The organism is Streptomyces sp. NPDC025784 (assembly GCF_055558435.1).
Genome location: NZ_JBVHMN010000016.1, coordinates 75,000 through 100,092 on the forward strand (window position 1 = coordinate 75,000; position 25,093 = coordinate 100,092).

A 25,093-nucleotide genomic window follows, 5' to 3' on the forward strand; every position below is an offset into this window, starting at 1 on the left:
CCGTTCCCCGAGCATCGCACGCCTACGCATGGCTCACGGTCCCTCGGACGAGTGATTGGAGGGGCGTTTGCCTGCCGTCGGCCGGATTCGTTTCACGACCCTCCCGTAGGGTTCACGACTCGGCCTTGCGGTGCACCCGCGCGACCCAGTCCGCCGGTTTGGCGATCTCCGCCTTCGTCGGGAGCGTGTTCGGGGAGGTCCACACGCGGTTGAACCCGTCCATGCCGACCTGGTCGACCACGGCCCGTACGAACCGCTCGCCGTCCCGGTACTGCCTCAGCTTGGCGTCCAGGCCGAGCAGCTTGCGCAGGGCGGTGTCCAGGCGGGACGCGCCCTTCGCGCGGCGCTGCTGGAACTTCTCGCGGATCTCCCCCACGGACGGGACGACGGCGGGTCCCACGCCGTCCATCACGAAGTCCGCGTGGCCCTCCAGGAGGGACATCACCGCGGTGAGCCGGGCGAGGATCTCGCGCTGGGCGGGCGTCTGGACGATTTCCACCAGGGAGCGGCCGCCGTCGTCCTCCTCGCCCTCGGGGCGCCCGCCGGCGAGCGACTGGGCGGCTTCCCGGATGCGCTCCAGGACGGTCATGGGGTCGACATCGGTCTCCCCCAAGAAAGACTGGATTTCGCCCTCGAGGTGGTCGCGCAGCCAGGGCACGGCCGTGAACTGGGTGCGGTGGGTCTCCTCGTGCAGGCACACCCACAGGCGGAAGTCGTGGGGCTGGACGTCGAGTTCACGCTCGACGTGCACGATGTTCGGCGCGACCAGCAGGAGCCTGCCGCCGCCGTGCTCGCCGGCGGGGAGCTCGCGCGTGGCCGGGGCGAAGGTCTCGTACTGTCCGAGGACCCGGGAGGACAGGAACGAGAGGAGCATGCCCAGTTCGACGCCGGTGACCTTGCCGCCGACGGCTCCGAGGACGGCTCCGCCCGGTGTGTTGCCGCGCCGCTCCTGCATCTTGTCCAGCAGGGGCTTGAGGATCTCCCGGAACCCGGCGACGTTCGCCCGGACCCAGCCGGGGCGGTCGACGACGAGGACGGGGGTGTCGTGCACGCCGTCCTCACCCAGACGAGTAAAGCCCCGGACGTGCTCCTCCGAGGCCTTCGCGTGCCGGCGCAGTTCGGCGACGACGGCCCGGGCCTCGTCACGGCTCACCTCGGGGCCCGGCCGCACGAGCCGGGTCGCGGTCGCCACCGCGAGATTCCAGTCGACCATCCCAGTAGATGCGGCACCACCGATGCTCGTCATGCGTCAACCGTACGTGAGCACGTCGCGCTGCGGTGAGGGGTACGCGCTCCGGGCGGGCCCCGAGGTGGGGCCCGCGTTGACCCTGGTGCGCAAGGGGTCCATGGGGGTCAGCGGCAGCCGCAGGCCGCCAGTGCCGTCGCCGTGTGGTCCAGGACCGCGCGGGCCGCGTCCATGTTCGGCGGGTGGGCCTCGTCGGAGGTGAGGAAGGCGAAGGCCAGCAGGCGTCCGTCCGCGTCGACGACGGTGCCGGCGAGGGTGTTCACACCGGTGAGCGTGCCGGTCTTGGCGCGTACGACGCCCGTGGCGCCGGGGTCGTCGGTGTAGCGGGTGCTGAGGGTGCCGGTGAAGCCCGCGACGGGCAGGCCGGTCAGGACCGTGCGCAGTTCGGGGTGGGCGGGATCGCCGGCCTCGGCGAGCAGCGCGGTGAGCAGGCGGGCCGAGATCCGGTCGGCACGGTCGAGTCCGCTGCCGTCGGCGAACTTCGCTCCGGAGACCGGCAGTCCGAGCTTGTCCAGCCGGCTGTGGATCGCCTTGGCGGCGCCCTCGAAGCTGGCCGGCTCCCCCGAGGCGAGGGCGACCTGGCGGGCGAGAGCCTCCGCGATGTCGTTGTCGCTGTTGGTCAGCATCCGCTCGACCAGGGCGGACAGGGGCGGCGAGGAGACCGATGCGAGGGCCTGGGAGCGGGCCGTCGCCTTCGACGGGCCGGGGGCCCCGGTCTCGATGCCGCGCTCGTGCAGCAGGTCGGCGAACTTGCCGGCCGCGTCACGGGCCGGGTCGCCGGCCCGGTCGACCGGGCCGGCGACCGAGACGCCGGGGCGGGCCTCGTCGACCATCAGGGCGGTGACCTGTGCGAGGTTGCCGTTCCTGCCGATGGGGTGCTGGGTGGGACCGGTGTAGAGCGACGTGTCGTACGAGAGCGTGACGCGGTCCAGGTGACGGGACTTGAGGGCGTCGGCCGTCCGGTCGGCGAGGGTGCGCAGGTCGGCCCATCCGTCCGCCTTCTTGCGGGCGGTCAGCGTGGGGTCGCCGCCGCCGACGAGGACCACCTCCTTGGTGTCGGGCTCCAGGACCGTGCGCGTCTCGATCCGGTGGTCGGGACCGGGCGCCGTGAGGGCGGCGACGGCGGTGGCGATCTTGGTGGTGGAGGCAGGGGTCTGGGTCTCGTCGGCGCCCTTGGCGTACAGCCGCCTGCCGGTCGCCACGTCGACGACGACGGCGGTGCGCCGGGCGCCCAGGGCGGCGTTGTCGAGCAGCGGGTCGATGACGTCGGCGAGCGCCTTCTTCGTGGGCACGGGCACGCCGCCCGCGGAGCCGCCCACTCCGGCGAGGACGGAGGCGGCGCTGGGGGCGGGCCGGGGCGAGGTGCGGGACGAAGCGGACGTACGGCCGTGATCTGTGCCACCCTCACCGTCCCGCGATGCGGCCCAGTCACGCTCGGCCGTACGCTGGCCGGAGGAGTCCCAGGGACCGGCCGCGGCCACCGCCCCGGCCGCGAGCACCAGGCCCACGGTGGCGGCGACGGCCGTGAACTGCGGGGTCGTGATCCGCACGGAACGTGGCCGCACGGCTCGAGTGACCCGCGCCACATGCGGTTTCACCGTCCGCGCGACCCGCACCACATGCGGTCTCGCGGCCCGCCAAGGCCTCAGCTCTGGCACGACCACCAGCCCCTTTCGCGATCACCCACCAGCGTGAGGGACACTTAACCACCAGAACTATGTGTTGATCATGGAGGAGCCACCGGTGGAGTTCGACGTCACGATCGAGATTCCGAAGGGTTCGCGGAACAAGTACGAGGTGGACCACGAGACCGGTCGGATCCGCCTGGACCGTCGACTCTTCACCTCGACCAGCTACCCGGCCGACTACGGCTTCGTCGAGAACACCCTCGGCGAGGACGGCGACCCGCTGGACGCGCTGGTCATCCTGGACGAGCCGACCTTCCCCGGCTGCCTCATCCAGTGCCGCGCGATCGGCATGTTCCGCATGACCGACGAGGCCGGCGGCGACGACAAGCTGCTGTGCGTCCCCGCGCACGACCCGCGGGTGGAGCACCTGCGCGACATCCACCACGTGTCGGAGTTCGACCGCCTGGAGATCCAGCACTTCTTCGAGGTCTACAAGGACCTGGAGCCCGGCAAGTCCGTCGAGGGCGCCAACTGGGTCGGCCGCACGGACGCCGAGGCCGAGATCGAGCGTTCCTACAAGCGCTTCAAGGAGCAGGGCGGTCACTGACCCCTCGCGCCCGGCGGGCCGCGTGACCTCCAGGGGGTCGCGCGGCCCGTTCTTGTATCCGTACGCATACTGAGGCATACGGAGGTACGTACGAGGCAACGCGAGGTACGTACGAGGCACAGGGGCGCGAAAGGTGAGGCAGGAACTGGTGGCGGAGCCGGAGGCGGAAGACCGCAAGCCGCAGTCGGACGAGGCGAGAAGTGCGTTCACCCCGCCCGCCGGTGTGGCCCCGCCGGACACCGGACCGGTGGACGAGGAATCGTCGACGACCTCGGAGTTCGCGCTTCCCAAGGGGCTCGACGCACCGCAGGCGCCCGTGTCCGAGCCGGAGGGCTCGGCGTTCAGCACACCGCGCACCTACAGCTCGCGCGAGGCCCCGGCCGCCTTCACGCCCGCGACGGGCATCCCGGTGGTCAGTCTGACCAAGGACGCGCCCTGGCAGGACCGGATGCGCACGATGCTGCGCATGCCGGTGGCCGAGCGGCCCGCGCCGGAACCGGTGCACAAGGAGGACGAGTCGGGGCCCGCCGTCCCGCGCGTGCTCGACCTGACGCTGCGTATCGGCGAGTTGCTGCTGGCGGGCGGTGAGGGCGCCGAGGACGTGGAGGCGGCCATGTTCGCCGTCTGCCGCTCCTACGGCCTGGACCGCTGCGAACCGAACGTCACCTTCACCCTGTTGTCCATCTCGCACCAGCCGTCCCTGGTGGACGACCCCGTCACGGCGTCCCGGACCGTCCGCCGCCGGGGCACCGACTACACGCGGCTCGCGGCCGTCTACCGCCTCGTCGACGACCTCAGCGACCCGGGGGCGGAGGGCGCGATCTCCCTGGAGGAGGCCTACCGGCGCCTCGCGGAGATCCGCCGCAACCGCCACCCGTACCCCGGCTGGGCGCTCACCGCCTCGGCCGGGCTGCTCGCGGGTGCCGCCGCCGTGCTCGTCGGCGGTGGCGCGCTCGTGTTCGTCGCCGCGGCACTCGGCGCGATGCTGGGCGACCGGCTGGCGTGGCTGTGCGCGGGGCGCGGGCTGCCCGAGTTCTACCAGTTCACGGTGGCCGCGATGCCGCCCGCCGCGATCGGCGTCGCGCTCACGGTGGCGCACGTCGACGTGAACGGCTCCGCGGTGATCACCGGTGGACTGTTCGCGCTGCTGCCCGGACGGGCGCTGGTCGCGGGCGTGCAGGACGGTCTGACCGGCTTCTACATCACCGCCTCCGCCCGCCTGCTCGAAGTCATGTACTTCTTCGTGGGCATCGTCGTCGGCGTCCTGGTGGTGCTCTACTTCGGCGTGAAGCTCGGCGGTGAGCTCAATCCGGACGCCGCCCTGATCGGCAGCGAGCGGCCGCTGCTCCAGATCGCCGCGTCGATGCTGCTGTCGCTGACGTTCGCGGTGCTGCTCCAGCAGGAACGCTCCACCGTCCTCGCCGTCACCCTGAACGGAGGCGTCGCCTGGTCGGTGTACGGGGCGATGCACTACGCGGGCGGCATCTCCCCGGTCGCCTCCACGGCCGTCGCGGCGGGCCTGGTGGGACTGTTCGGGCAGCTGCTGTCGCGCTACCGATTCGCGTCCGCGCTGCCGTACACGACGGCGGCGATCGGTCCGCTGCTCCCCGGTTCCGCCACGTACTTCGGACTGCTGTCGATCGCACAGAACGACGTCGACAAGGGGCTCGTCTCCCTCTCCAAGGCAGCGGCGCTCGCGATGGCCATCGCGATCGGCGTGAACCTGGGGTCGGAGATCTCCCGGCTGTTCCTGCGGCTGCCGGGTGCCTCCGCCGCGGGCCGCAGGGCCGCCAAGCGGACCCGCGGCTTCTAGGTCCGCGCGCCCTACGGGGCCCGGTGGCCCTGGTCGTACGGGTACTGCGGCGCCTGCCGGTAGTCCTGCTGCGGGTCGTACGACTGCTGCTGCGGGTCGTACGGCTGCTGCTGCGGGTGGGCCCCGCCCTGGCCGTACGGCTGCCGGCCATAGGGCTGCTGACCGTACCCCTGGGGGTAGCCCTGGTCCGGTCCGTACGGCTGCTGGTGCTGCTGCGGGTAGGCCTGTCCCTGGTCGCCGTACCCCTGCTGATCGCCGTACGCACCGTGGTCGCCGTACCCCTGGTGGTCGCCGTACCCCTGGTGGCCGCCGTACGCCTGGTCCTGGTGGGCCGGCGGGACGGGGCGCAGCCGGGTCGTGGCGTCGTCCATGACCGGCGGAGCGGACCGGACGTACTGCTGGGCGGGCGGGACCGGGCGCTCGGGCTCCTGGGGCGGGTTCTTCCTGGCCTTGGAGCGGGCCCGCAGGAACTCGATGGCGATCGGGACCACCGACACGAGGACGATCAGGATCAGGATCGCCTCGATGTTCTTGTGGACGAAGTCGATGTTGCCCAGCCAGGAGCCGAGCAGGGTGACACCCGCACCCCACAGGACGCCGCCGATGATGTTGAAGGTGATGAAGGAGCGGTACTTCATGCCGCTGACGCCGGCGATGATCGGCGTGAACGTGCGCACGATGGGCACGAAGCGGGCCAGGACCAGGGACTTGGGCCCGTACTTCTCGAAGAACTCGTGGGCCTTGACCACGTTCTCCTGCTTGAAGAGGCGGGAGTCGGGCCGGTTGAACAGGGAGGGCCCCACCTTCTTGCCGAACACGTAACCCGCCTGGTCGCCGAGGATCGCGGCGAGGCAGATCAGCGCGATCGCGGCCCACAGCGGGAAGTCCAGCGTGCCCGAGGTGATCAGCAGGCCGCAGGTGAACAGCAGCGAGTCGCCCGGCAGGAAGAAGCCGATGAGCAGGCCGGACTCGGCGAAGACGATGAGCAGCAGACCCCAGATGCCGAAGTTGTCCAGGAGCGTGTTCGGATCCAGCCAGCTTGGACCGAGGGCAAGCGTCGTCACGGTTCCGGGCTCCTGAGGGGTGAAGGTGGGTGCGGCGGTCCTGTTCGGCCGACCAAAGCTATCAACGCAATGTGTCCGCGCCAGGTTCCACCAGTGACTCCAGGATGCACTGTGCGTCGACTGGGACAAAGCTGTGAGCCATGGGCATCGATGAATACGGCGGCGGCCAGGGACCCCAGTCGGACGTCCTGGTCGTGACGACGAACGACGTACCCGGTTACCGCGTCGAGCAGGTCATCGGCGAGGTCTTCGGCCTCACCGTGCGCTCCCGTCACCTGGGCAGCCAGATCGGCGCGGGTCTGAAGTCGATGATCGGCGGCGAGCTCAAGGGGCTCACCAAGACCCTCGTGGAGACCCGCAACCAGGCCATGGAGCGGCTCGTCGCACAGGCACGCGTGCGGGGTGCCAACGGTGTGCTGATGTTCCGCTTCGACGTCACCGAGGCGGCGGACGTGGGGACGGAGGTGTGCGCGTACGGGACGGCCGTGGTCCTGGCCAAGCGGTAGCGCACACCGGTGGGGGCGTCCGCCCGGGCGGACGCCCCCACCGTCAGGACTCCTCGGGACGGCGTGCGGCGTTCGCCGTGATCGCGTCCCTCAGGTGTTCGGCGAGGCCCGGCCGCATGGCGTCGTAGAACGCCTTGAAACGCTCGTCGGAGACGTACATCTCGCCCAGGCACCCGTGCATCTCGTACGAGCACGGGTAGAACCAGCGGCAGATGTGCTGCCGGTGCTCCTCGGCCAGGTCCATGGCCGCCTCGCCGGCCGGCGGTTCACCGGCGGCCATCAGAGCGTCGTAGCGCTCGCCCCAGGACGCCACCTCGTCCTGGATGCGCTGCCAGTCGTCCTTGGTGTAGCGGGCGGCCCTGCGCTGCGACTCGGCGTACTGCTCGGTGCCGCCCCAGCGCTGCTCCGCCTCCTCCGCGTACTGCTCCGGGTCCTTGTCCCCGAAGACCTCGAACCTCTCCTCTGGCGTGAGGTTGATCCCCATACTGCGTGCCTCCATGGCGTGCTCCACGGCCGCGGCCATCTTCTGCAGCTTCTCGATCCGGGCGGTCAGCAGTTCGTGCTGCCGGCGCAGGTGTGCGCGCGGGTCCGCGTCCGGGTCGTCGAGCAGGGCGGCGACCTCGTCGAGCGGGAAGCCGAGCTCCCGGTAGAACAGGATCTGCTGGAGCCGGTCGAGGTCCTCGTCGCCGTAGCGGCGGTGCCCCGCGTGACTGCGCTCACCGGCCACCAGCAGCCCGATCTCGTCGTAGTGGTGCAGTGTGCGCACGGTGACCCCGGCGAAACCGGCGACCTGGCCCACTGAGTAGCTCACTTCCGCTCCTTTCTCGGTACGCACTTCACGATGAGCCCTCACGTGACGTGAGGTGCAAGTCCGTGGGACCGCCGGGCCACGGGCCCGGGATTCCGAGGCGACGGCTGCACATTTTCGGGATGTTATGTCCGTTTAGCCCGCTTAGGGTGATCGCGTGACCCACGAAGCGGCCCCGACGGCACCGGCCACCACGCCGGCGACGCCCGCGCGGACGCTGCTGCCGATGGTCGTCCCGGCCCTGCTCGTCGGCGTGGGCGCGAGCCTCCTCCTGCTGGGCGTGAGCACTGCCGCCGAACAGCTCCAGGACGTGCTGTGGCAGGACCTTCCGGATGCGCTGGGCATCGGCGGCTACTCCTCGCTCTGGATCATCGTCATGCTCACCGTGACGGGTGTGCTGGTCGGTCTGGTCGTGTGGAAGGCTCCGGGACACGCGGGCCCCGACCCGGCCACCCTGGGCCTCGCCGCGGTCCCCATGCGGCCATTCATCCTGCCGGGCCTGCTGGTGGCGACGGCGCTGATGCTGGCGGGCGGCCCGAGCCTGGGCCCGGAGAACCCGATCATCGCCGCCAACGTGGCGCTCGCGGTCTGGCTCGGCCACAGATTCCGGCCCGCGCTGCCCGGGGTCCTGTGGCCGGCGCTGGCGGAGTCGGCGACACTCGGCGCCCTGTTCGGCACGCCCGTGGCGGCGGCGCTGGTCATCTCCGAGGCGCTGGCCGGACGGCCGATGAGAGGGCGGCTGTGGGACAACCTGTTCGCTCCGCTGGCCGCGGCGGCGGTCGGCGCGGCGACCGTCGACCTGATCCACCATCCGGCGTTCGACCTGCAACTGCCCCCGATCGGCTCACCGCGCGGGGGTGATGTGCTGGCCGCGGTGGTGATCGCCCCCGCGGCCGCCGCGCTCGGCATGACCGTCGTGTACGCCTTCCCGTACGTCCACCGCGCCTTCGCCCGGCTGCGGCACCCAATGGTGTGCCTCCCGGCCGGCGGACTCGTCCTCGGCCTGCTCGGCGCGCTGGGCGGCCATCTGACGCTGTTCAAGGGCCTGGACGAGGTCGGCGAGCTGGCCCGGAACCCGGACGGCTGGACGGCGGGGCAGTTCGCCCTGATGACGGTGGTGAAGCTGGCCGCCCTGCTCGTCGCGGCGTCCTGCGGGTTCCGCGGCGGCCGGATCTTCCCGGCCGTCTTCATCGGTACGGCCTTCGGTCTGTGCGCCCACGCGCTCGTGCCCTCCGTCCACCCCGCGGTGGGCGTGTCGGCGGGAGTGCTGGGCATCCTCCTCGCCATCACCCGGCAGGGCTGGGTGAGCCTGTTCACGGCCGCCGTCCTGGTGGCCTCGCCCACGATCCTCACCCTGCTGTGCATCGCCTCCCTTCCCGCCTGGCTGCTGGTGACCGGACGGCCGCAGATGCAGCTGCACGACGACGGGACCTCGATCCGTTAGGAGATCTCATGCCGCTTCACAAAGGCACCCAGAAGTCCGCCGGGCACCGGAGGTCCGTCAACCCGTTCTACGGGGAGACGGATCCGGTCAGCGGGATGACCGAGGCGCCGCCCACCCACCGGCTCCCGGACAGCCCGCTGCCGCCGACGACGGCGTACCAGCTGGTGCACGACGAGCTCATGCTGGACGGGAACTCGCGGCTGAACCTCGCCACCTTCGTCACCACCTGGATGGAACCGCAGGCCGGGATCCTGATGGGCGAGTGCCGGGACAAGAACATGATCGACAAGGACGAGTACCCGCGCACCGCCGAACTCGAGCGGCGCTGTGTGGCGATGCTCGCCGACCTGTGGAACGCACCGGACCCCTCCGCCGCGGTCGGCTGTTCGACCACCGGGTCCAGCGAGGCGTGCATGCTCGCCGGGATGGCGCTGAAGCGGCGCTGGGCGATGCGCAACGCGGACCGCTACCCGGCGAAGGACGTGCGCCCGAACCTGGTGATGGGCGTCAACGTCCAGGTCTGCTGGGAGAAGTTCTGCAACTTCTGGGAGGTCGAGGCGCGCCAGGTGCCCATGGAGGGCGACCGGTTCCGTCTCGACCCGAAGGCGGCGGCCGAGCTGTGCGACGAGAACACCATCGGCGTCGTGGGCATCCTCGGATCGACCTTCGACGGGTCGTACGAGCCGATCGCCGAGCTGTGCGCCGCGCTCGACGAGCTCCAGGAGCGCACGGGCCTGGACGTCCCCGTCCACGTGGACGGCGCGTCCGGAGCGATGATCGCTCCCTTCGTGGACGAGGACCTGGTCTGGGACTTCCGGCTGCCGCGGGTCTCCTCGATCAACACCTCGGGACACAAGTACGGCCTGGTCTACCCGGGTGTCGGCTGGGCGCTGTGGCGGTCGGCGGCCGAACTCCCCGAGGAGCTCGTCTTCCGGGTCAACTACCTGGGCGGCGACATGCCGACCTTCGCGCTCAACTTCTCCCGCCCCGGAGCCCAGGTCGTGGCCCAGTACTACACGTTCCTGCGGCTGGGCCGGGAGGGATACCGGGCCGTCCAGCAGACGACCCGGGACGTGGCCATGGGCCTCGCCCGGCGCGTCGAGCAACTGGGCGACTTCACCCTCCTCACCCGTGGCGACCAGCTTCCGGTCTTCGCCTTCACGACGGCGCCCTCGGTGACCTCGTACGACGTCTTCGACGTGTCCCGGCGCATGCGCGAACACGGCTGGCTGCTGCCCGCGTACACCTTCCCGGAGAACCGTGAGGACCTGTCCGTGCTGCGCGTGGTCTGCCGCAACGGCTTCTCGACCGACCTCGCCGACCTCTTCGTCGAGGACCTGAAGCGTCTGCTGCCCGACCTGCGCCGCCAGCCGCATCCGCTGACCCACGACAAGGACGCGGCGACGAGCTTCCACCACTGACGGCGCCGCGCGGCCGGCCGCTGCGACGACGGCCGGCCGCGCGGGGCGGTACGGGTCGGTACACCTACCGGCTCAGGCGGGCGAACCTCCGTACCGCGAGCGGGAAGAACACCGCCACCAGCGCCAGCGGCCACAGGACCGCGGCCCCGACGTGCCCCGGCTCTCCTCCGGGACCGCCGAACAGATCACGGACCGCCGTCGCCGTCTGGGACATCGGGTTCCACTCGACGGCCGTGCCCAGCCAGGACGGCATCGAGCCGGGCGTGGCGAAGGCGTTGGAGAGGAAGCCGACGGGCCAGACCAGGATCTGGACCGCCTGCACCATCTCCGGCTTCCCGGCCACCATCGCGAGGTGGATGCCGATCCACAGCATGGCGAAGCGGAAGAGCAGCAGCAGGCCGACGGCCCCGAGGAAGGCTCCGGGCGTGCCGTGGGCGCGCCAGCCGATGGCGTGTCCGACGCCGATCAGCACGGCCAGACCGACCGCCGACTGGAGCATGTCGGCGGCGCAACGGCCCACCAGGACTGCGCCGTTGGCCATCGGCATCGCGCGGAAACGGTCTATGACGCCCTTGTTGAGGTCCTGGGTGACGGCGAGCATCGTGCCCTCCAGGCCGAAGGCCATGGTCAGCGCGAGCATGCCGGGCACCAGGAAGTCGACGTAGCTGCCCTCGACGCCCCGGCCGCCACCGATCAGGTAGCCGAACATCAGCAGCAGCATGACGGGGAAGACCAGCAGGACGAGGACCTGGACGGGTTGCCGTGCCCAGTGGGCGAGTTCACGGCGGGTCATGGTCCAGCAGTCGCTCGGCACGTACGTGCTCACACGGCCTCCTTCGTGCGGTCGGTGCGGTCGTCGCGTGCCGTGAGGTGCAGGAACACCTCGTCCAGCGTCGGACGGCGCAGGGCGATGTCCGCGGCCTCGATGCCGGAGGCCTCCAGGGCCCGTACGACCCCGGCCAAGGCCGCCATGCGGTCGGCGACCGGGGCGCTCAGGAGACGGCGGTCGGCGTCCACGGAGATGTCCGCGGCCGGCAGCGGCAACAGGGCGACGGCGGCGCCCAGTTGGCCGGCGTCGCGCAGGACGACGTCGATGCGGTCGCCGCCGGTCAGCGTCTTCAGCTCGTCGGCCGTGCCGTCGGCGACGACCCGGCCGTGGTCGACGACCGAGATGCGGTCGGCGAGCTGGTCCGCCTCCTCCAGGTACTGCGTGGTGAGCAGGACCGTCGTGCCGCCGCCGACCAGGGAGCGGACGGACGCCCACACCTCGGCGCGGCCGCGCGGGTCGAGGCCGGTGGTCGGCTCGTCCAGGAAGAGCACCTCCGGTTCGGTGATCAGGGAGGCGGCGAGGTCGAGACGGCGCCGCATGCCTCCGCTGTACGCCCGGACGGAGGTACGGCCGGTGTCGATGAGGCCGAAGCGCTCCAGGAGTTCACCGGCGCGCACGCGGGCGTGCTGGGCGCCCAGGTGGTGGAGGCGGCCGAACATCTCCAGGTTCTGGCGGCCGCTCAGCTCTTCGTCCAGGGCCGCGTGCTGGCCGAGCAGGCCGATGCGGCGGCGGATCTCGCGGGCGTCGGTCACCACGTCGTGCCCGGCGACCTCGATCCGGCCGCCGTCGGGCCGCAGCAGAGTGGACAGGATGCGGACCAGGGTCGTCTTGCCCGCGCCGTTGGGACCGAGCACGCCGTGCACCGTGCCGCGGGCGACGCGCAGGTCGAGTCCGTCCAGGGCGGCCCTCTCGCCGTACTTCTTGTGTGCTCCTTCGACGCCGATCGCCGTGTCGGCCACGGGCACTCCCCCATCTCGTCGATTAGTCAAACTTGACTACCGACTTGAAGGTAACGCGCGTCCTCGCATTGGTCAAACTTGATTACCGGTGGTCGTCCGGGTGCCGCTCATCCGTCGCGTAAGGGTTCTGCTCACCCTCGGCGAGGACGCCGACGAACGGCTCTCCCTCGCCGGAGAAGGTGTAGGCTCCGCGCTCGATCCGCTCGATGAGCCCCCGGGTCCAGGCCGCGTCCGAGTCGGCGGTGTGGACCCACAGGTTCATGATCTCGCCGATGTGGCCGAGCTGTTCGGGGCCGTCCTCGGGGATGTAGTGCTCCGTGACGGCCGCCCGCCACGCCTCGATCCGCCGGATCCGCTCCTTCAGCAGGGCCACCGCCTCGTCGCGGGGCAGGTCGACGAGGAACCCGATGGCCGCCGACTGAATGTCCATCTTCTGGTCGTAGGACACCAGGGAATCCCGCAGCAGCCGGAGGAACTCCTCGGTGCCCGCGTCGGTGATCTCGTACTCCGTGCGCGGCGGCCCGCCGGCGGTGGACGGGGCGATCTCGTGCGCGTGCAGCAGTCCCTGCTTCGCCATCTGCTTGAGCGCGTGATAGATCGAGCCGGGCTTGGCGTTGGACCACTCGTGCGCGCCCCAGTACTCGAGGTCGTTGCGCACCTGGTAGCCGTGTGCCCGCCCGTGCTGGCGGACCGCGCCGAGCACGAGGAGACGGATCGCTGACATGCGGTCCAGCGTAGGACCCTTGCCACCGGCCTCAGGACGTGCCCTGCCCGCCCTGCTCCAGGGCCACCAGCTCGAACGCGGTCCTGCCGTCCAGGGACTCGCGGATGATGTCGGCGTGGCCGGCGTGCCGGGCCGTCTCCCGGATCAGGTGGAGTGCCAGCCAGCGCATCGAGACCCGGCCCTCCGGCGGGAACCAGGGCTCGGCCGGGAGTGCGAAGGTGTCGTCGAGGCTGGGCACCGAACGGAGGAACTCCTCCGTCTGCGCGGCGACCTTCTCCCAGTACGCGAGCTGGGACGCCACGGTCTCGCCGTCGCCGAGCACGAAACACTCGTGCCAGTTGGACGCGTCGCGCCGGACGGCCGGCTCCTCGCCCCGGGCACGGGCGATCCAGCTCTGCTCGACCTCGGCGACATGCTTCAGCAGACCGGACAGGGAGAGTTCGCTGGCGCTGGGGCGGGAGGCCGCCTGTTCCTCGGACAGCCCCAGCAGCGCCCTGCGGATACCGCCGCGCTGCTCCTCCAGGAAGGACAGCAGGGCCCCCCGCTCGTCCCCGCGCGTCTCCGCTCCCACGTGAGTCACCATGACCGGCCGCCTTTCATCGGGTCCTCTTGCCTGACACCGATGACGCTACGGACCCTTGCGGACAGCTTCGGTCCGCAAGGGCGCGGCGTGCGCGGAAATCCCTGGAAGTCGTGAGCGGGGGTCCCGGATCACCGGCGGCCGCCGGACGATCCCCCAGGCCGCCGGAGGGTCCCGGAAGGCGCCGGGAAGCCTCCGCAGGCTGCCGGAGGAAGATCCCGCGGGCCGCCGGAAGGGCTCAGAAGGGGAAGAAGCTGCGCCCGTGCTGCACCGAGATCCACTTCTGCGTGGTGAACGCGTCGACGGTCGTCTCGCCGTTCAGCCGGCCGATACCGGAGTGCTTCTCGCCTCCGAAGGGGACCAGCGGCTCGTCGTGCACGGTGCCGTCGTTGACGTGGAACATGCCGGTCTCGATCTGCTTGGCGAAGTTCACGCCGCGCTCGACGTCACCGGTGTGGACGGCGCCGCTCAGCCCGTACGGGGTGTCGTTGACGACGCGGATCGCGTCGTCCTCGCCGTCGAAGGGGACGAGGAAGACGACCGGGCCGAAGATCTCCTGCCGCAGCAGGGAGGAGTCGGCGGGGACGTCGGTGAGGACGGACGGCTCGACCAGGTTGTCGGTCGTCGTGCCGTGCACCAGGGCGGTGGCGCCCTCCGCTATCGCCTGCTCGACGGCGCCCGATATCGCGTCCGCCTGCGAGGAGTTGATCACCGGACCGATGATCGTCTGCGGGTCGCTCGGGTCGCCCGTCTTCAGCGACCTGACCTTGGCGACGAACTTCTCGGTGAACTCGGCCTCGATGGAGCGGTCCACGAGGACACGGTTGGCCGCCATGCAGACCTGGCCCTGGTGGACGTACCGGCTGAAGACCGCCGCGTCGACCGCGTAGTCGATGTCGGCGTCGTCGAGCACCACCAGGGCGCTGTTGCCGCCGAGTTCCAGGACGGAGCGCTTGAAGTGAGAGGCGCACACGGTGGCGACGTGCCGGCCGACCTTGTCGGAACCGGTGAAGGAGATGACCTTCGGGACCGGGTGCTCGATGAAGGCGTCGCCGATCTCGGCGATGTCGGTGATGACCACGTTCAGCAGGCCGCCGGGCAGGCCGGCGTCCTCGAAGATCTTGGCGACCAGCGAGCCGCCGACGATCGGGGTGTTCTGGTGGGGCTTCAGCACCACGCCGTTGCCCAGGGCCAGCGCCGGGGCGACCGACTTCAGCGAGAGGAGGAAGGGGAAGTTGAACGGGCTGATGACGCCGACGACGCCGACCGGGACGCGGTAGAGACGATTCTCCTTGCCGTCGATCGGCGAGGGGATGATCTTGCCCTCGGGTCGCAGCGACAGCTGGATCGACTCGCGCAGGAACTCCTTGGCGAGGTGGATCTCGAAGGCCGCCTTGAGGTGGGTGCCGCCGAGCTCCGCGATGATCACCTCGGTGATCTCCGCCTCGCGCTCCTCGATGATGCGCAGGGCCTTCTCGAACACCGCGCGGCGGGCGTAGGCGTTGGTCGTGCCCCATTCCTTCTGGGCGCGCTCGGCCGCGCGGTACGCCTGATCGACCTCGTCCGTGGTGGCTATGGTGATCGACGCCAGCTTCTCGCCGTCGTACGGGTTGAAGTCGATGATGTCCCATGAGCCGGTACCCGGCCGCCAGGCGCCGTCGATGTACTGCTGGGCCAGGTCGGTGAAGTAGGACGACATGAGCTCCCTCAATCCCTGCGCTGCCGAGGCAGACATCCGATCAACGCCTGATCGAACGTCATCGTACTTGTGTTTCAAGGGAGTTGGAGAAAACCTGGACAGAGTCGGTGCGGACCCGCCGGACGAGGTCGCGGGGGTGCACCGGTCGCGCCGGCCGGAGTGTCAGGACAGCTGGAGCAGTCCCCGCAGCAGGTCGCGGCTCTCCGCCGGGCCCGGGCTGTCCGTCTGCAGCTGCTTGAGCGCACCCTCGTACTGGCCGACGTCCTCACGTTTGTCCAGGTAGAGCGCGCTGGTGAGCTGCTCCAGGTACACGACGTCGGACAGGTCCGACTCCGGGAAGCTGAGGATGGTGAAGGAGCCGCTCTCGCCGGAGTGGCCGCCGAAGCTGAACGGCATGACCTGGAGCCGCACGTTGGGGCGCTCCGAGACGTCGATCAGATGCTGGAGCTGTCCGCGCATCACCTCGCGGTCGCCGTAGGGGCGGCGCAGGGCGGCCTCGTCGAGGACGATGTGGAACTCGGGGGCCTTCTCGGAGACGAGATACTTCTGGCGTTCCAGACGCAGGGCCACGCGCCGGTCGATGTCCGCGGCGGAGGCACCCTTCATGCCCCGCGCGACGACCGCGTGCGCGTACGCCTCGGTCTGCAACAGGCCGTGCACGAACTGCACTTCGTACGAGCGGATGAGGTGCGCCGCGCCTTCGAGGCCGACGTAGGTCGGGAACCAGCTGGGCAGGACGTCGGAGTAGCTGTGCCACCAGCCGGCGACGTTGGCCTCCTTGGCGAGCGACACGAGGGAGGTGCGCTCCATCTCGTCCGTGATGCCGTAGAGCGTCAGCAGGTCCTCGACGTCACGCGTCTTGAAGCTCACCCGTCCCAACTCCATGCGGCTGATCTTCGATTCGGAGGCACGGATCGAATAACCGGCCGCATCCCTGGTGATTCCGCGCGCCTCACGCAGGCGCCGAAGATGTGACCCCAGCAGCATGCGCCGCACCACCGAGCCGCTCGACTCACCAGCGCTCACGTTCGTCCGCCTCCCCAACCGTCTCCAAGGGCCGAAGTCTGCCACTAAAACACTTCAAGCAGTACTCGTTCGGTTACGGAAACGGAAAGTAGCCAAAGGAGCCGCACAGAAAGGGATCAGCAGAGCGTCAACAAGAGGGAAGAAGGTGACAGAAGAAATGAGCAACAACCGGTGAATGGAGGTCCAATTCGGGCGCGTGCACGTGCATCTGCCCTTGCATCTGCTGTACGCATTCGGAACCATGGTCCCCGCGCCACCGCTGCATCGCAACGACCGCGAACACTCGGGAGTGCCTCGCATGGGGACGAATGGATCGACCATGCTCGAACCCTTACGGCAGGGACTTCCGCCACTCGACCCCGCAGCCGTGTCCGGCGCCGCCTCCTGCGCACTGCCCGCCCGCTTCGAAGCGGTGCGCGAGGCACGGCAGTTCACCCGCAGAACGCTCGACCAGTGGGACATCGGCGACCGTTTCGACGACGTCTGCCTGGTGGTCTCCGAGCTCGTCACCAACGCGCTGCGGCACGCGCTGCCCGCGGACACGCCGCGCAACGACGACCAGGGACCACCCGTGCGGCTGCACTTGATGCGGTGGACCGCCCGTCTGGTGTGCGCGGTGCGCGACCCCAGTCACGACAGCCCCGTCGCGGGAGACTCGGACGACTTCTCGGCGGAGTCGGGCCGCGGCCTGTTCCTGGTCGACTCCTTCGCCGACAGCTGGGGCTGGCACCCGCTCGCGGGCACCCTCAGCGGCAAGGTCGTGTGGGCCCTGTTCCGGCTGCCGCAGCCGGGTGCGGCCGCACCCCCCGCGAAATGACGAACCGCGGCGCTTTTCGGCGCCGCGGTTCTACGCGCGTTACGCACCGTTGAACGAGAATCGCGCTCGGTGCTCCCGTCAGGCCTCCGGCATCAGCCGGCGATCAGGTGGTCGAACTCGCCGTCCTTGATGCCCAGCAGCATCGCCTCGATCTCGGCGCGGGTGTAGACGAGCGCGGGCCCCTCCGGGAACCGCGAGTTCCGCACGGCCACGTCGCCTCCGGGCAGCCTCGCGAACTCCACGCAGGAGCCCTGCGAGTTGCTGTGCCGGCTCTTCTGCCAGGCCACCCCGTTCAGCTCCGTCGCCGCCATGCCGTTGTACACGTCATCCACGTCGTACACGTCGTGGTCCACAGGTCGCTCCCCGGTCGTGCAGTGGCTGAGGTGGCCATTGATGCAGTCGTCAACTGACCCGGATCATAGCTCTGTTCATGTGCAGATGCATGGGCAGATGCACGTGCACGCGGGGTACTCCTGCGGTTACAGCTTTTGCCGGCGCTTGACTACCGGCTGTCGCTCACTTGACTACGGCCTGCGCATTCCCGCGTCACGCCCGGTCCAGCGCCTGCCCCAGAGATCGCAGGACATGCGACCTCCAGCCCCCGTCCATGATCTGCCGCGCCATCATCTGTGCGGGATCGTCCGGATCGAATCCCTCGTGCACTAGGAACAGACGCGTACCGCGGCCTTCCTGTTCCAGTGTCCAAGTAATGGTCCACTCCGCGGAATTGGCCGGATCGCGGTCGGCCCACCGGACGCTCAGCATCCGCTCCGGCTCGAAGGCCAGAACCCGCACGTCAACCGTGCCGGAGAAGTTCGTGTTGGGGCGCGGCACCGACGTCAGCGCGTACTGGTGACCGACCTCGAGCCGGAAGAATTCCGACCCCTGCATCTGCCACTGCACGAGCAGTTCGGGGTCGGTGAGGGCGCGCCAGACCTTGGCGGGCGGGTGCGGGAAGAACTGGTCGACGCGGATGGTGGTCAGGTCATCGTCCGGAACGGGGTTCATGACTCGGCATCGTCGGGCATGCGGTCCAGCAGAGCGCTGAGTCCCTTGAGCCTGTCGCGCCAGAACCGCTCGTACGGATGGAGCCAGTCCTGCACCTCGGCGAGCGGGGCGGCCTCCAGGCGGTAGATGCGCCGGCGGCCCGCGCGCTCCTCCGACACCAGTCCGGCGTCCCGGAGCACCTTGAGGTGCTCCGAGAGGCTCGGCCGCCGCATGTCGAAGTGGTCGGCGAGGGCCTGGACGGGCTGGGGCCCGCCGTCCCGCAGCAGGCGCAGCACCTCGCGGCGGGTGGCGTTGGCGAGCGCGGCGAACACGCGGTCCTCGCTCGCCTCGCGAGCCCCGGTCACCGTCATGGCGCGATCAGCTGCCTTCCTTCTCCATGGCCTTCTCCGTCAGCAGCATCAGACCGTTGCCGTCCGGGTCGCGGAACGAGGCCATGCGGCCCCACGGAAGGTCGTCGGGGCCCTCCACCGCGACGCCGGCGGCGGCGAGCCGCGCACAGTCGGCGTCGACGTCGGTCGTGACCAACATGATCCCCCGGGCCTCACCGGGGACGAAACCGCCCATGCCCGGACCCGAGAGCGTGAAGACGGTCTGCGCCCCCTCGGGGGCGACCTGGAGCCAGCGGCCGGGCGGCATCTGCAGATCGGCGGCGACCGTGAAGCCGAGTACGTCCGTGTAGAAGCGCAGAGCGCGGTCCTGGTCGGCGACGGGGAGGGTGACGAAGGAGGCGTGGGTGATGGTCATGCGTCCACCATAGGTAGGGGATTCCCTACGCGTCAACCGTAGGGAATCCCCTACCCATCCTTGCGGCCTGGCGGAACGAGTCCGTGAGCAAGCCCACGGCGGACGTCCCCCTGATGCGCACACGTCCTCCTGGTAGCTTGCTGCGGTCTTTCCGGCGACCCGGCATCATCACCACCCTTGGGGGCTCCAGTGATCACGGCGACCTTCCCGCACCGCCCGGCCCGTACCGCGGTCGCGGCCGTCGGAGTGGCGGCCGCGCTCCTGCTCACCGGCTGCAGCAGTGACGGCGACGACTCCGGGGACAAGTCCACCGACCCGAGCGCGTCGCCGACCGGTTCGGCCGCCGCCGACGGCGGCACCGGCGGCACCTCGGGCGCCAAGACCGACCTCGACGGCAGCTGGCTGACGACCGCGGACGGCAAGGCCGTCGTGCTGATGATCAACGGCAAGCAGGCCGGCCTGTTCGCGACCGGCGGCACCGTGTGCAGCGGCACCGCGGCCGACGAGGCGGACATGCAGATGATCCGCCTCAAGTGCACCGACGGCAGCAAGGACCGCGCCGTCGGCATGGTCGACTCCGTCAGCGGCAAGTCGCTCCGGATCACCTGGCAGGGCGGCCTCGGCAAGGAGACGTACACCAAGAGCCGGGGCGGGGAACTGCCGACGGGACTGCCCACCGCGAGCCTCGGGTCCTGAACCCGTGACCGCCGGCCGGCCGGAGTCGGACCCGACCCGGCCGGCCAGGGGGATCGTTCGGATCGGCCCGGGTCCGCGACGCCCGGCGCGGCGCCTCCATGGCGCGCACGGACTCGCTGCCGTCAACGACCATCGGCGGTACGGCCGTGTCCAGCGCCTCCGGCGACTCCTCGGCGACCCCGTCTCCGCTAGCGTTAGGGAGATTCAAGGACATTCCCGGCCGGCGGTCGGGCCGGGCGACAGGGGCGCGTGACGCGAAGACGCACGCCTGAGTGATGATCCATGCACAGCGTCACGCACCCCGGGCCCGGCCCTTGCCATCGCCCCGGGCCCCGGCCCCGTCACCGGGCCACGAACCCAGAGGACCCTCATGCGCGCCATCCCCCTCGCCGCTGCCCTCACCGGCGTCGCCGCAGCATTCGCCCTGACCGCCTGCGGCGGTGGCGACGGCGGTGGCGACGCGAACGCCAAGAGCGACGCGAGCGGCAAGAGTTCCGCGTGCTCCCTCCAGCAGGTGGGCGTCGACGTCGGACCGGCCAACGCGGCCCCGGCCGCCGGCGACACCGGCAACATCCCGGTCACCGTCACCAACACCGGCTCCGGCGCGTGCACGCTGGACGGCTTCCCCGGCGTCGACCTGCGGGCCGGCGGGACCTCCTGGACCCTCGCCCCGGAGGAGGGCGCGAAGGCGCAGAAGGTGACCCTTCACAAGGACGAGGCGGCGACCTTCACCCTCACGTACGTGCGCGGAGAGGCCGGTTCGGGCGCCGCCGTGCGGACCCTGCGGATCAGCCTCCCCGGGCACACCGGGGACAAGGAGTCGAAGTGGACGTACGGCGACGTCGCCGAGAAGTCCGCGGACAAGCTGGACGCCACGGTGAGCACCTTCAGGACCGCGGGCGACTGAGAACGCCGCCCAGCACGCGATGACGGGCGGTCAGGGCAGTCGGCGGCGGTCCTGGACCTGGGCCCGGTCCGCCGCTGCGGCTCCCTCGTGCCAGCCGGCGGCGTCGTCGACCCCGCGCAGCCGGGTGGTCACCGTCCGGGGGAACATCCGGTCCGTGTGGTCCGCGACCGCCACGTCGCGGGCCGCCAGCACCGGCAGCAAGTCCCCTTCCACGGCCGTCACCTGGCCTTCGGCGGCGGATGCGAGACGGTCGCCGATCCGGTGCGCGTAGGCGGCGAGGAAGGACTGCCGGAAGGTCTTCGTGCGCTTGCGGCCCCCGGCCCGCTGCGCGGCCTCGGCCTTCGTCATCGCCGCCGTCGCCTGCACCAGCAGCGAGGTGTACAGCAGCTCGACCGCCTCCAGGTCGGGTTCGAAGCCGACGACCGTCGAGAAGCAGAAGGCCTCGTTCCAGACCGCGCGGCAGCGGTTCGCCCCGGCCACCGCGTCCAGCAGGACCGCCTTGGCCGCCTCGTACGGTGGCTCGACGCCGATACGGCAGGCGCCGGGCGCGTCCTTCGCGTGCGTACGGGCCGCGAGCAGCGCCTCGTCGATGCTGTGCCGCGCCATCAGCTCCTGCGCCTTGGCGCTGAGTGCCTCGGCCTCCTCCGGGAACCCGGTCGCCTCGGCCTTCGCGAGCAGGGCGCGGATGCGGGTGAGCATGCGGGAGTCCCCGGGTCCGGCGGCAGCGGCCGGACCCGGCCGGGGCACGTCCAGGGGCTCGATGGCGGGCAGACGCAGCAGCAGCCGGTACAGCTCCAGGACCGCGGTGGCGTACGAGAAGCGGTCGGCGCGGGGAGGCCGCGGCTCGGCCTTGAGCTCGTCGAGCTGTGCGGTCCAGCGTGCGCCACGGGGTTCATGGCTCTCGCCGAGGATCAGCGCCGCGGTCAGCTGCACGTGCACGGGGTCCAGCTCGCGGCGTACGACGCGTACGACGTCGGCGGGCTGCCAGCCTCGCCGCCAGGCCGCGGCGACGAACTCCTCGCCGCGGCGGGTGAGTTCGGTGTCGGCCGCCGGGTCCGCCGCGAGCAGCGAGGCACCGGTGTCGAGGGCCGCGTCGGTGTCGGCGTAGAGCGCGGCCTCGAAGGCGCGCTCCACGGTGCCGGGGCGGGGTCCGCTGCTGCTCATGACCCGATCGTGTCACGCCCTGTTCCTGGCCCCCTCCGCCCCTACCCGGCCCGGACCTCCCGGGGGCTCCCCCCGGCCCCCCGATCGGCCTGAACGGCCTCGTCCTCAAACGCCGGACGGGCTGAAGGGTGTCCCCGGCTCCAGAGGCCGGCGGGAACCCGAGATGGACGCACCCGCACCCGCCCTCTCACAGAAGGGGCCGTGCCGGTGCATCACATGCCCGTTGCGGACGACGCCACCAACCCACCGCACCGACACACCGGACCACACGAGGGCTGCAACGGGCGGATCACCGGCACGGCCCCGACCCACCCACCGCACAGACGGCGAAACGGAACGACAGCAAACCCCGGAGGTATGCCTGGCCCTACCTCCACAACGCCCCCTGGTGGTCGTGTCCGCCCGCCTCGCGGACGGTTCGCTGAAGGCATGCACACCACAGCCAGGCACACCACCACGGCGGCACCCGTCGTGCGCATCCGCTCGCTGCGCCGCCACTACGGCACCGTCGCCGCCCTCGACGGCATCGACCTCGACCTCGCCGCCGGGACCTTCACCGCCGTGATGGGCCCCTCCGGCTCCGGCAAGTCGACCCTGTTGCAGTGTGCGGCCGGACTCGAGCGCCCGACATCGGGGACCGTGGCCGTCGACGGGGTCGGGCTCGCCGGACTGAGCGAGCGACGGCTGACCCTGCTCAGGCGGGAGCGGATCGGGTTCGTGTTCCAGTCCTTCAACCTGCTGCCGTCCCTGACGGCAGCACAGAACGTCGCGCTCCCGCTGCGGCTGGCCGGCCGACGCCCCCCGCGCACAGCGGTGCGCGAGGCGCTCGCCCGGGTCGGCCTCGCCGATCGCGCCGGGCACCGGCCGTCCGAGCTGTCCGGCGGCCAGCAGCAGCGGGTCGCCCTCGCGCGGGCACTGGTCACCCGCCCCGCGGTGCTGTTCGGCGACGAGCCGACCGGCGCCCTGGACACCGTCACCAGCCGCGAGGTGCTGACGCTGCTGCGGGAACTGGTGGACCGGGAGGGCCGGACCACGGTCATGGTCACGCACGACCCGGTGGCCGCCTCGTACGCGGACCGTGTGGTGTTCCTCGTCGACGGGCGGGTGAGCGGGGAGCTGCGGTCGCCCTCGGCCGAGGAGGTCGCCGCGCGGATGGCGGGACTGGAGAAGGCGCCGTGCTGAACCTCGCCGCGCTGCGTACCCGCTGGCCCTCGCTGCTCGGAGCCTTCGTCGCCGTCGCACTGGGGGTCGCCGTGACGACCGCGATGGGGCTGGGTCTCGCCGCCGCGGCGGACCCGCCCACACGCCCGCCCGCCCGGTTCGCGTCCGCACCGGTCGTGGTGATGGGCCAGGACACCCTGACCGTGCCGGTGCGGCGAGGCCCGGCCACCGCTTCCGTGTCGGCGAGGCTCGCGCATCCACACCCTGTGGACAACGAACTGGTGCGCGAGCTGCGGCAGCTCGGCCGGGTGCGGACGGACGGCGCGCCGCGGAGCGCCACCGGGGCCGGCGCGGTCGGCGTGGACGCGCCCGCTGCCGCCGTGCGACGACTCGTCGGGGACCGCGCCACCGTTCTGACCGGTGACGACCGGCGCCGCGCCGACCCCGCCACCGCCCGCGACGCCGAGGCGCTGGTCGCGGTCGATTCCCTGCTGGGCACGGCGGCAGGGGTGGCGGCCTTCGTCTCGGTCTTCGTGACGGCGTCCACGTTCGCGTTCGTCGTGGCGCTGCGGCGGCGGGAATTCGGGCTGCTGCGGATGGCCGGGGCGACGGCCGGCCAGGTGAGGCGGACCGTGCTGGCGGAGGCGGTCGTCGTGGGGCTGGCGGCCTCCGCACTGGGCTGCGCCCTGGGGGGCCGGGGGGCACCGGCGCTCGTCCGGGCCCTGGTGGACGGCGGGGTGGCACCACCCTGGTTCGCGCTGCGCGGCGGAGCCGCCTGGCCGTACGACGTCGCCTTCTGCACCGGGGTCCTGGTGGCCGTCGCGGGCGCGTGGGCGGCCGCGCGGCGAGCAGGGCGGACCGGGCCGGCGGAGGCCCTGCGCGAGGCCTCGGTGGACACGGGCGTGATGCCGTTGTCGCGGCGGATCGCCGGGGGCGTCCTCCTGGCGGCGGGCATCGGCCTGTCGGTCTGGACGCTGTACACGGACCCCGCCGCCCTGCTGAAGCGCAAGACCTACGTGACGCAGCCGATGCTGCTCGTCACGGCGGTGGCGGCGCTGGCGCCGGTGCTGGTCCGCCCGGTCGTACGACTGCTCCCGCCGAGGCTGCTGCCCGGCGCGGCGGGGCTCCTCGCCCGCGAGAACGCGTCCGCGTCGGTGCGGCGCACGGCCGCCGTGGCGGCGCCCGTACTGGTGACGGTGGCGCTGGCGGGCTCCCTGCTCGGGTCGGCGGCGACGGTGGCCGGGGCGAAGGCGACGGAGGCGCGGGAACGAACCCGGGCCCAGTTCGTCGTCACCGGCGAGGACCTGGGCCGGCACTCGACCGCGGTGGAGGCGGCGGCGGGGACCGCCGGGGCGATCGTGTCCGGTTCCGCGCCCACCGCCGTGTACGTGCGGGAGGAGGGCACCGCCCTCGTACGGTCCGAGGCGCGGGCGGTGAGCGACGTGGCCGCGTTCGCCGCGGTGACGCGACCGCCGGTGGTGGCGGGCGACCTGCGCGGCCTCGACGACCGCTCCGTCGTGGTGAACGAGGAGTGGGAGCGGCACGAGGTGGGCTCCTGGGTGAGCCTCTGGCTCGGCGACGGACGCCCCGCACGCCTGCGGATCGCGGCCGTGCTGGCGCGCGGCACCGGGGACAACGGGGCGTACGTGACGACGGCGAACGCCCCTGGCGCCACCGTCGACCGCCTCGACGTTCGGGCGGCGCCCGGCGCGGACGGGGCGCGCGTCGCGGCGGCGGTGCGGGACGCGGCCGGCGGCGGCACGGTGCGCACGGCGTCGGACTGGCTCGCCGCCACCCGGCCGCACACCGGCCCGCAGACCCGGCTCGGCCTGCTGGTGCTCCTCGGCCTGGCGCTCGCCCACGCCGCGATCGCGCTCGCCGCGACGACGTTGATGGCGACCTCCGCGCGCGGCACGGAACTCCGTTCGCTGCGGCTGGCCGGCGCCACCCGGGCACAGGTCCTGCGGGCGCTCGCGGGCGAGACGGCGGCCGGGGTGGGTGCGGGCGCCCTGCTCGGCGCCGCCGTCGCCGCCACGAACCTCGGCCTGCTGGCGGCGGCACTGGGCCGGCTGTCGGCACCGGCGGCGGTGCACGTGCCGTGGGGGCTCCTGGCCGGGTGCGCGGCGGTGTGTCTGCTGGTGGCGCTCACGGGGACGGCACTCGCCTGCGTCCGCAGGCCGGACCTCGCCCGTCTTGCGGGGTGAAAATGGTTCGACGCCCGCGCCGGGCCGTGCCGAGCATG

25 protein-coding genes are annotated in these 25,093 nt (G+C 71.5%); 10 read left to right on the forward strand and 15 right to left on the reverse strand.

Going from position 1 to position 25,093, the window contains the following annotated elements; all coding sequences use genetic code 11:
* Positions 1 to 112: 112 nt before the first annotated feature.
* Positions 113 to 1,246, reverse strand: a complete 1,134-nt coding sequence (locus tag ACZ4IF_RS30990; RefSeq protein ID WP_359491909.1) for a zinc-dependent metalloprotease — start codon at positions 1,244 to 1,246, stop codon at positions 113 to 115.
* 107 nt (positions 1,247 to 1,353) lie between these two features.
* The gene (dacB, locus tag ACZ4IF_RS30995; protein ID WP_467568681.1) at positions 1,354 to 2,910 is read right to left on the reverse strand and encodes a D-alanyl-D-alanine carboxypeptidase/D-alanyl-D-alanine endopeptidase; all 1,557 of its coding nucleotides are present in this window, start codon (positions 2,908 to 2,910) and stop codon (positions 1,354 to 1,356) included.
* 79 nt (positions 2,911 to 2,989) lie between these two features.
* Here dacB and ACZ4IF_RS31000 point away from each other — a divergent pair, with 79 nt between their 5' ends.
* Both ACZ4IF_RS31000 and ACZ4IF_RS31005 read left to right on the forward strand, forming a co-directional pair.
* The gene (locus ACZ4IF_RS31000; RefSeq protein WP_003991985.1) at positions 2,990 to 3,481 is read left to right on the forward strand and encodes an inorganic diphosphatase; all 492 of its coding nucleotides are present in this window, start codon (positions 2,990 to 2,992) and stop codon (positions 3,479 to 3,481) included.
* 133 nt (positions 3,482 to 3,614) lie between these two features.
* Positions 3,615 to 5,294, forward strand: a complete 1,680-nt coding sequence (locus ACZ4IF_RS31005; RefSeq protein ID WP_467568684.1) for a threonine/serine exporter family protein — start codon at positions 3,615 to 3,617, stop codon at positions 5,292 to 5,294.
* A gap of 11 nt (positions 5,295 to 5,305) precedes the next feature.
* Here the strand turns inward: ACZ4IF_RS31005 and ACZ4IF_RS31010 are convergent, their stop codons facing one another.
* A complete protein-coding gene (locus tag ACZ4IF_RS31010; RefSeq protein WP_467568686.1) occupies positions 5,306 to 6,358 on the reverse strand; it encodes a VTT domain-containing protein in 1,053 nt (350 codons plus the stop codon).
* Positions 6,359 to 6,498: 140 nt separating this feature from the next.
* Here ACZ4IF_RS31010 and ACZ4IF_RS31015 point away from each other — a divergent pair, with 140 nt between their 5' ends.
* Positions 6,499 to 6,864 carry a YbjQ family protein gene (locus tag ACZ4IF_RS31015; RefSeq protein WP_467568688.1) on the forward strand — a complete coding sequence of 122 codons (366 nt, stop codon included), beginning with the start codon at positions 6,499 to 6,501 and terminating at the stop codon, positions 6,862 to 6,864.
* 43 nt (positions 6,865 to 6,907) lie between these two features.
* Here ACZ4IF_RS31015 and ACZ4IF_RS31020 read toward each other — a convergent pair whose 3' ends face one another.
* Positions 6,908 to 7,675, reverse strand: coding sequence for a MerR family transcriptional regulator (locus ACZ4IF_RS31020; RefSeq protein ID WP_359491917.1), 768 nt, complete (start codon positions 7,673 to 7,675; stop codon positions 6,908 to 6,910).
* A 154-nt stretch (positions 7,676 to 7,829) separates the two neighbouring features.
* Here ACZ4IF_RS31020 and ACZ4IF_RS31025 point away from each other — a divergent pair, with 154 nt between their 5' ends.
* A complete protein-coding gene (locus ACZ4IF_RS31025; protein ID WP_467568690.1) occupies positions 7,830 to 9,116 on the forward strand; it encodes an ion channel protein in 1,287 nt (428 codons plus the stop codon).
* A gap of 8 nt (positions 9,117 to 9,124) precedes the next feature.
* Positions 9,125 to 10,537 carry a glutamate decarboxylase gene (locus tag ACZ4IF_RS31030; RefSeq protein WP_467568692.1) on the forward strand — a complete coding sequence of 471 codons (1,413 nt, stop codon included), beginning with the start codon at positions 9,125 to 9,127 and terminating at the stop codon, positions 10,535 to 10,537.
* 64 nt (positions 10,538 to 10,601) lie between these two features.
* On the opposite strand, the gene ACZ4IF_RS31035 is transcribed toward ACZ4IF_RS31030, so the two are convergent.
* The 6 genes from ACZ4IF_RS31035 to ACZ4IF_RS31060 all read right to left on the reverse strand — a co-directional run bounded on the left by ACZ4IF_RS31035 (position 10,602) and on the right by ACZ4IF_RS31060 (position 16,315).
* Positions 10,602 to 11,363: an ABC transporter permease gene (locus ACZ4IF_RS31035; RefSeq protein WP_467568695.1), complete on the reverse strand. Its 762-nt coding sequence runs from the start codon at positions 11,361 to 11,363 to the stop codon at positions 10,602 to 10,604.
* The gene (locus ACZ4IF_RS31040) at positions 11,360 to 12,325 is read right to left on the reverse strand and encodes an ATP-binding cassette domain-containing protein (protein ID WP_467568697.1); all 966 of its coding nucleotides are present in this window, start codon (positions 12,323 to 12,325) and stop codon (positions 11,360 to 11,362) included. The genes ACZ4IF_RS31035 and ACZ4IF_RS31040 overlap by 4 nt, the downstream gene beginning before the upstream one ends.
* A gap of 82 nt (positions 12,326 to 12,407) precedes the next feature.
* Positions 12,408 to 13,049: a PadR family transcriptional regulator gene (locus ACZ4IF_RS31045; RefSeq protein ID WP_359491925.1), complete on the reverse strand. Its 642-nt coding sequence runs from the start codon at positions 13,047 to 13,049 to the stop codon at positions 12,408 to 12,410.
* A 31-nt stretch (positions 13,050 to 13,080) separates the two neighbouring features.
* Positions 13,081 to 13,632: a DinB family protein gene (locus tag ACZ4IF_RS31050; RefSeq protein WP_467568700.1), complete on the reverse strand. Its 552-nt coding sequence runs from the start codon at positions 13,630 to 13,632 to the stop codon at positions 13,081 to 13,083.
* 235 nt (positions 13,633 to 13,867) lie between these two features.
* Positions 13,868 to 15,328: an aldehyde dehydrogenase family protein gene (locus tag ACZ4IF_RS31055; protein WP_467568702.1), complete on the reverse strand. Its 1,461-nt coding sequence runs from the start codon at positions 15,326 to 15,328 to the stop codon at positions 13,868 to 13,870.
* Positions 15,329 to 15,490: 162 nt separating this feature from the next.
* Complete coding sequence (locus ACZ4IF_RS31060) at positions 15,491 to 16,315, reverse strand: helix-turn-helix domain-containing protein (RefSeq protein WP_467568972.1); 825 nt, start codon at positions 16,313 to 16,315, stop codon at positions 15,491 to 15,493.
* A 337-nt stretch (positions 16,316 to 16,652) separates the two neighbouring features.
* Here ACZ4IF_RS31060 and ACZ4IF_RS31065 point away from each other — a divergent pair, with 337 nt between their 5' ends.
* On the forward strand, positions 16,653 to 17,171 hold the full coding sequence (locus ACZ4IF_RS31065) for an ATP-binding protein (RefSeq protein WP_467568705.1): 519 nt from the start codon (positions 16,653 to 16,655) through the stop codon (positions 17,169 to 17,171).
* A gap of 92 nt (positions 17,172 to 17,263) precedes the next feature.
* Here the strand turns inward: ACZ4IF_RS31065 and ACZ4IF_RS31070 are convergent, their stop codons facing one another.
* The 4 genes from ACZ4IF_RS31070 to ACZ4IF_RS31085 form a co-directional block, all read right to left on the reverse strand.
* Positions 17,264 to 17,524: a DUF397 domain-containing protein gene (locus ACZ4IF_RS31070; RefSeq protein ID WP_095935699.1), complete on the reverse strand. Its 261-nt coding sequence runs from the start codon at positions 17,522 to 17,524 to the stop codon at positions 17,264 to 17,266.
* 193 nt (positions 17,525 to 17,717) lie between these two features.
* Positions 17,718 to 18,179 carry an SRPBCC family protein gene (locus tag ACZ4IF_RS31075; protein WP_467568708.1) on the reverse strand — a complete coding sequence of 154 codons (462 nt, stop codon included), beginning with the start codon at positions 18,177 to 18,179 and terminating at the stop codon, positions 17,718 to 17,720.
* Positions 18,176 to 18,529: an ArsR/SmtB family transcription factor gene (locus tag ACZ4IF_RS31080; protein ID WP_467568711.1), complete on the reverse strand. Its 354-nt coding sequence runs from the start codon at positions 18,527 to 18,529 to the stop codon at positions 18,176 to 18,178. The genes ACZ4IF_RS31075 and ACZ4IF_RS31080 overlap by 4 nt, the downstream gene beginning before the upstream one ends.
* A gap of 7 nt (positions 18,530 to 18,536) precedes the next feature.
* Complete coding sequence (locus ACZ4IF_RS31085; protein ID WP_467568713.1) at positions 18,537 to 18,923, reverse strand: VOC family protein; 387 nt, start codon at positions 18,921 to 18,923, stop codon at positions 18,537 to 18,539.
* Positions 18,924 to 19,100: 177 nt separating this feature from the next.
* Between ACZ4IF_RS31085 and ACZ4IF_RS31090 the strand changes: the two genes are divergently transcribed.
* Both ACZ4IF_RS31090 and ACZ4IF_RS31095 read left to right on the forward strand, forming a co-directional pair.
* Positions 19,101 to 19,619, forward strand: a complete 519-nt coding sequence (locus ACZ4IF_RS31090) for a hypothetical protein (protein ID WP_467568716.1) — start codon at positions 19,101 to 19,103, stop codon at positions 19,617 to 19,619.
* Between the two features lie 370 nt (positions 19,620 to 19,989).
* Positions 19,990 to 20,526, forward strand: a complete 537-nt coding sequence (locus tag ACZ4IF_RS31095; RefSeq protein ID WP_467568719.1) for a DUF4232 domain-containing protein — start codon at positions 19,990 to 19,992, stop codon at positions 20,524 to 20,526.
* Between the two features lie 30 nt (positions 20,527 to 20,556).
* Here ACZ4IF_RS31095 and ACZ4IF_RS31100 read toward each other — a convergent pair whose 3' ends face one another.
* Positions 20,557 to 21,690, reverse strand: a complete 1,134-nt coding sequence (locus ACZ4IF_RS31100) for a DUF2786 domain-containing protein (protein WP_467568722.1) — start codon at positions 21,688 to 21,690, stop codon at positions 20,557 to 20,559.
* A gap of 429 nt (positions 21,691 to 22,119) precedes the next feature.
* On the opposite strand from ACZ4IF_RS31100, the gene ACZ4IF_RS31105 reads away from it, so the two are divergent.
* Both ACZ4IF_RS31105 and ACZ4IF_RS31110 read left to right on the forward strand, forming a co-directional pair.
* Positions 22,120 to 22,872: an ABC transporter ATP-binding protein gene (locus tag ACZ4IF_RS31105; protein WP_467568725.1), complete on the forward strand. Its 753-nt coding sequence runs from the start codon at positions 22,120 to 22,122 to the stop codon at positions 22,870 to 22,872.
* Positions 22,866 to 25,055, forward strand: a complete 2,190-nt coding sequence (locus tag ACZ4IF_RS31110) for an FtsX-like permease family protein (protein ID WP_467568727.1) — start codon at positions 22,866 to 22,868, stop codon at positions 25,053 to 25,055. Before ACZ4IF_RS31105 ends, ACZ4IF_RS31110 begins: the two co-directional genes overlap by 7 nt.
* The last annotated feature ends 38 nt before the right edge of the window (positions 25,056 to 25,093 follow it).

Excerpts from the sequence above, each read along its gene's own strand:
- ACZ4IF_RS30990 (WP_359491909.1), bottom strand. The coding sequence starts at position 1,246 with ATGACGAGCATCGGTGGTGCCGCATCTACTGGGATGGTCGACTGGAAT.
- ACZ4IF_RS31015 (WP_467568688.1), top strand. The coding sequence starts at position 6,499 with ATGGGCATCGATGAATACGGCGGCGGCCAGGGACCCCAGTCGGACGTC.
- ACZ4IF_RS31030 (WP_467568692.1), top strand. The coding sequence starts at position 9,125 with ATGCCGCTTCACAAAGGCACCCAGAAGTCCGCCGGGCACCGGAGGTCC.
- ACZ4IF_RS31045 (WP_359491925.1), bottom strand. The coding sequence starts at position 13,049 with ATGTCAGCGATCCGTCTCCTCGTGCTCGGCGCGGTCCGCCAGCACGGG.
- ACZ4IF_RS31050 (WP_467568700.1), bottom strand. The coding sequence starts at position 13,632 with ATGGTGACTCACGTGGGAGCGGAGACGCGCGGGGACGAGCGGGGGGCC.
- ACZ4IF_RS31055 (WP_467568702.1), bottom strand. The coding sequence starts at position 15,328 with ATGTCGTCCTACTTCACCGACCTGGCCCAGCAGTACATCGACGGCGCC.
- ACZ4IF_RS31060 (WP_467568972.1), bottom strand. The coding sequence starts at position 16,315 with ATGCTGCTGGGGTCACATCTTCGGCGCCTGCGTGAGGCGCGCGGAATC.
- ACZ4IF_RS31065 (WP_467568705.1), top strand. The coding sequence starts at position 16,653 with ATGGGGACGAATGGATCGACCATGCTCGAACCCTTACGGCAGGGACTT.
- ACZ4IF_RS31075 (WP_467568708.1), bottom strand. The coding sequence starts at position 18,179 with ATGAACCCCGTTCCGGACGATGACCTGACCACCATCCGCGTCGACCAG.
- ACZ4IF_RS31080 (WP_467568711.1), bottom strand. The coding sequence starts at position 18,529 with ATGACGGTGACCGGGGCTCGCGAGGCGAGCGAGGACCGCGTGTTCGCC.
- ACZ4IF_RS31085 (WP_467568713.1), bottom strand. The coding sequence starts at position 18,923 with ATGACCATCACCCACGCCTCCTTCGTCACCCTCCCCGTCGCCGACCAG.
- ACZ4IF_RS31095 (WP_467568719.1), top strand. The coding sequence starts at position 19,990 with ATGCGCGCCATCCCCCTCGCCGCTGCCCTCACCGGCGTCGCCGCAGCA.
- ACZ4IF_RS31100 (WP_467568722.1), bottom strand. The coding sequence starts at position 21,690 with ATGAGCAGCAGCGGACCCCGCCCCGGCACCGTGGAGCGCGCCTTCGAG.
- ACZ4IF_RS31105 (WP_467568725.1), top strand. The coding sequence starts at position 22,120 with ATGCACACCACAGCCAGGCACACCACCACGGCGGCACCCGTCGTGCGC.